The organism is Streptococcus oralis (assembly GCF_001578945.1).
GTDB classification, from domain to species: Bacteria; Bacillota; Bacilli; order Lactobacillales; family Streptococcaceae; genus Streptococcus; species Streptococcus oralis_Q.
Genome location: NZ_KQ969551.1, coordinates 510,001 through 513,568, shown reverse-complemented (window position 1 = coordinate 513,568; position 3,568 = coordinate 510,001). Strand labels below are relative to the sequence as shown.

At 36.5% G+C, this 3,568-nt stretch carries 4 protein-coding genes; all 4 read right to left on the bottom strand.

What is annotated here, in order from left to right; genetic code table 11:
* Positions 1-115: DUF3173 family protein (locus SORDD16_RS10610; RefSeq protein ID WP_128973476.1), on the bottom strand; the 115-nt coding region annotated here is incomplete at its 3' end.
* A 64-nt stretch (positions 116-179) separates the two neighbouring features.
* The gene (locus SORDD16_RS05130; RefSeq protein ID WP_241733996.1) at positions 180-1,556 is read right to left on the bottom strand and encodes a Rep family protein; all 1,377 of its coding nucleotides are present in this window, start codon (positions 1,554-1,556) and stop codon (positions 180-182) included.
* Positions 1,557-1,832: 276 nt separating this feature from the next.
* Positions 1,833-2,816 carry a cell division protein FtsK gene (locus SORDD16_RS05125; protein ID WP_347230205.1) on the bottom strand — a complete coding sequence of 328 codons (984 nt, stop codon included), beginning with the start codon at positions 2,814-2,816 and terminating at the stop codon, positions 1,833-1,835.
* 358 nt (positions 2,817-3,174) lie between these two features.
* Complete coding sequence (locus tag SORDD16_RS05120) at positions 3,175-3,516, bottom strand: hypothetical protein (RefSeq protein WP_061452595.1); 342 nt, start codon at positions 3,514-3,516, stop codon at positions 3,175-3,177.
* Between the last annotated feature and the right edge of the window lie 52 nt (positions 3,517-3,568).

The window sequence follows — 3,568 nt, the reverse complement described above, 5'->3', positions numbered from 1 at the left end:
AAGTATATCCTTGTTTTACCAAATTTAATTTGGTTTGTCTAATGATTTGTTGTGCAGTTGCTTTAGGAAAGCCTAGGTCAACTAAATCAATGTAAGAAATTGTTTGAGTAATCATATTGCATACCTCTTGTATATTTCGTAGTATTTTGAGATAATAGCAACAACAGGAGTAGCTGTTGCTATTTTTGTTGAGTGTTTGGGTTATCATTGGTGGTTTGGTCGCTAGCATTGATAACCTTTTTATATTTATTCCATTGCATATTCCTTATCACTTGTTTCACAAGTTTATTCGTTGCTATATTCTTGTCATATTCACCAATCTTTGAGAATTTGAAAGAATAGTGTCTAGGTTCATACCACAGAACTTCGTTATTTGGTTTTTGGGGTATATGCTTAATAGGAATTGACAGATGGAACTTATCTTCTATTTGAATCAGATAATCAATCCGTCTAACAAATTGCCCAAGGTCTTCTCCCATATTTCCCTTTGCTTGCTCAAAGAAAGATATCGGTTCCTTAGTATTAGTTATAATTATGATTTTAGCTGAACCCATTTTATTATGGTATCGTGCGGAAATAGGACTTATCATGTGTGGGTCTAGCAACTTTAACCAGTCGGATACAGTTAAACTGTCTCCTTTAATGTCATCAAGAAATAGAATCTCTTGGCCATTATATTCATCAAAAGCATTAGTAGAAGCAGTAACGCAGTAATCCCACTTTTGACCTTGTTTCAGGGCGATTTGTTGTAACAACGTTATCAATTTTTTGCTATATCGAGTTTTCCCTACTCCACTCTCAGCAGTAATAAAAAGAATTGTTTTCTTGAAATTTCCTGCTTCTAAATCAGCAATTGTCTGGTAACTCTTGCGTTCGCCAGCGGTATCTAGTGCTTCGTTGATTTTTCTCTTATGTTGTCCGTAGATTGCGTAGTATTCGTTTGTGAGTAGAATATTACTTTTTGTCACTTCTCCAGAAAGAATCTTTTCAATTAGCCAATCGACACTAAGGGCGGTTTCTTTTGCTTTTTTTGTGGCACGTCCTTTTGTCCATGTTTCCATGCTACGATGATAGATACTTGTATAGTCTTCACCTCTAACTGTAGTAACTTCTTCTGGTTGGTACTGATGCTTGTTTTCATCCTTACAGTGACAGAGATAAGCTAAACAGTTATCGTAGCCATATCGACCAGATTTAAGTTTTTCAAGATATTGTGGTTCAACTTGTATTGCTAAAGCAAGTTTATTTAAAGAAGCACCCTTTTCAAATTTTAGTAAAACATGAACATGCTCCACTTTGGTCTCAATGATGTTTTTCATCTCAACGGGATTCCAAGTAGATACTTTGTCTTTGTCATGTTTGATGATATAGGCTTCTTTAACAAGAATATCCTGCTCTTCAAGTTTTTCAATAATCATTTCAAGCAAAGGACGACAGTTGCCCTCTTTTGCTTGTTGAAGAGGAGTTTTATAATCAGAAGATAACCAATGTTCTTCTTCCAGTTGTTGTACCACCATTATGGCAGTTAGGTTTGCTTCTTTTTTATTTTTGTTCATTATTAAAAACTCCTTGTGTTAATTATTCTTCTAACTATTCTCTAGATAAATCAGTGGATTAATTTTTTATAAATCGCTCAAATCCTTGATATCCCTAGGTTTTTGAATATGCACGGCACTTGACAAGCCCAGTGCCGTGCAGGCGTAGGAAAAGTTAGAATTAGTTTTTCTTCATCTCTTCAAGATGACCGACCTTGTGACTCGTCGGCTTCGTCATGAATCCATTTGTTGATCCAACAGAATTCTCTAGTTGGAACACAAATGGATTGTTTACCACTATTCATCAAACCATGGTGTTTCATAAAAGTGTGGAACTTCCCACTTTTTACCAGAACTAATAATACGAGCGATTCCCTGCCCTTTTCCATAGCTACGCTTCGGCATGTCAGCGAAACCAGACATGAGATATTTTCGTTCCTCGGCAGAATCGGCAGCACCACCTAACATGATTACAGCATCGGAGCAATTTACACGGGCTAGAGAGGGTAAAAATCCTTCTTTTGTTGCAAACTGGCTAATAGCAATGATATGAATACCAGCAGAGCCACCAGTCGCAGATAATCTGTTGATTGCACTGGTCCAGCGTGAAGTTGCTTTTAATGTTTTATCGGTTTTGTCTAGTGATTCTAATGAAGCATTTAGATTACCGAGTTCATCGAAGAACAAGCCAATATCTGGCATGTTATCCATTTCAAGATACTTTTCTTTTCCTGCTTCATTGATTTTTGTTAGTCGCTCATCCATGACGGTACACCAATATTCGGCACGCTCAACAATCTTGATAGGTTCTGATTGACCGTTAAATTCCTTGACGTATCGGTCATATTTAGCAGAATTGTATTCAACTGTCCAACCTTGTAACAACATTAGTTTAGCCATATATCGACCAGCTAGCACTGATTTTCCTGCTCTTGTACGTGCTATGATACTCATCATTGGGGTTATATCTGAATACCAACTAAGGTCTTTAGACAGGTTTATAGCGTGTCTATTTTTATGGATAAACTCATTCAACATATCGTTATTTTGGACAAAAAAGCGTTGAGTGGTTAGAGTATCTTCAAAGTAGAAAAGTATATAGCTGTCTCCAATGGATAGTTCGGAGTTGACAACAGAGAAACGTTGATATTTACCTGCTAATATTCCTGACACTCGTTGCTCAAATTTTTCACGGTCAGCACGTTCCCAGTTTGCAATATTTTCAATGGCTATGAACCCTTCTGACAAACTATTATCTATCCAAACATGAATTTCAGGCATTTCCTCCCCGTATCTTGTAGAATTTGAAAGTTTTAGAACATCTGTTATTTGTTTGTCATTGAATAATCGCTTCAATTTTTGGGATAACCTATTGGCTTCATTAGACATGACTGGTATCGAAATAGTTGATACCTCTTCACGTAATGACCAAGTATACACTAAACATAAGAAGCTAATGAAGTCTATAATAGCAAAGAATAGCAACGGCTTAGTCAGATATGGTTTCGATTGTTCTATTGAATAGCTTATGTAGAGTAGCAATCCAGTCATACTAGTTGTAACCGTAAAGGCTATCAGAGAGAGTTGATAGCCTTGAGGTTTACAATTAGGAGTAGGTTTGATTCTACGATATCTACGGCTACGCATTACGTTGAACCACTGCTACTGAGTCCGCAGCATACCACCCAACACCGTTAGTTGTTGCACCGCCACGTACGTTCTTGAATTGAAGAATTGTACCGAACTTAACATCAACCTTATTTGGTGTTTTGATACTATATTCAAGATCGTTGTTTGTATCTACAATTGAATATTTGAACTTTCCATCAATTTCTTCAATTGAACCAATTGATACAACGTTTAGAACAGGGACAATATCAGCTGTATATTCATTACCAGTTTTTTCGCTAACCAGCACTTTAGGTTGCGTTTTTTGTTTGAGAACCTCTTCAAGGGTTCTATTCCAGTTAGTTTTTGCCATAGGAATTACCTACTTTCTATTTTTCTAGGTTTGAAAAAACTTTTTCCAAACG

Coding starts and splice junctions, on each gene's coding strand:
- SORDD16_RS05130 (WP_241733996.1), bottom strand. CDS start 1,556: ATGAACAAAAATAAAAAAGAAGCAAACCTAACTGCCATAATGGTGGTA.
- SORDD16_RS05125 (WP_347230205.1), bottom strand. CDS start 2,816: ATGCCTGAAATTCATGTTTGGATAGATAATAGTTTGTCAGAAGGGTTC.
- SORDD16_RS05120 (WP_061452595.1), bottom strand. CDS start 3,516: ATGGCAAAAACTAACTGGAATAGAACCCTTGAAGAGGTTCTCAAACAA.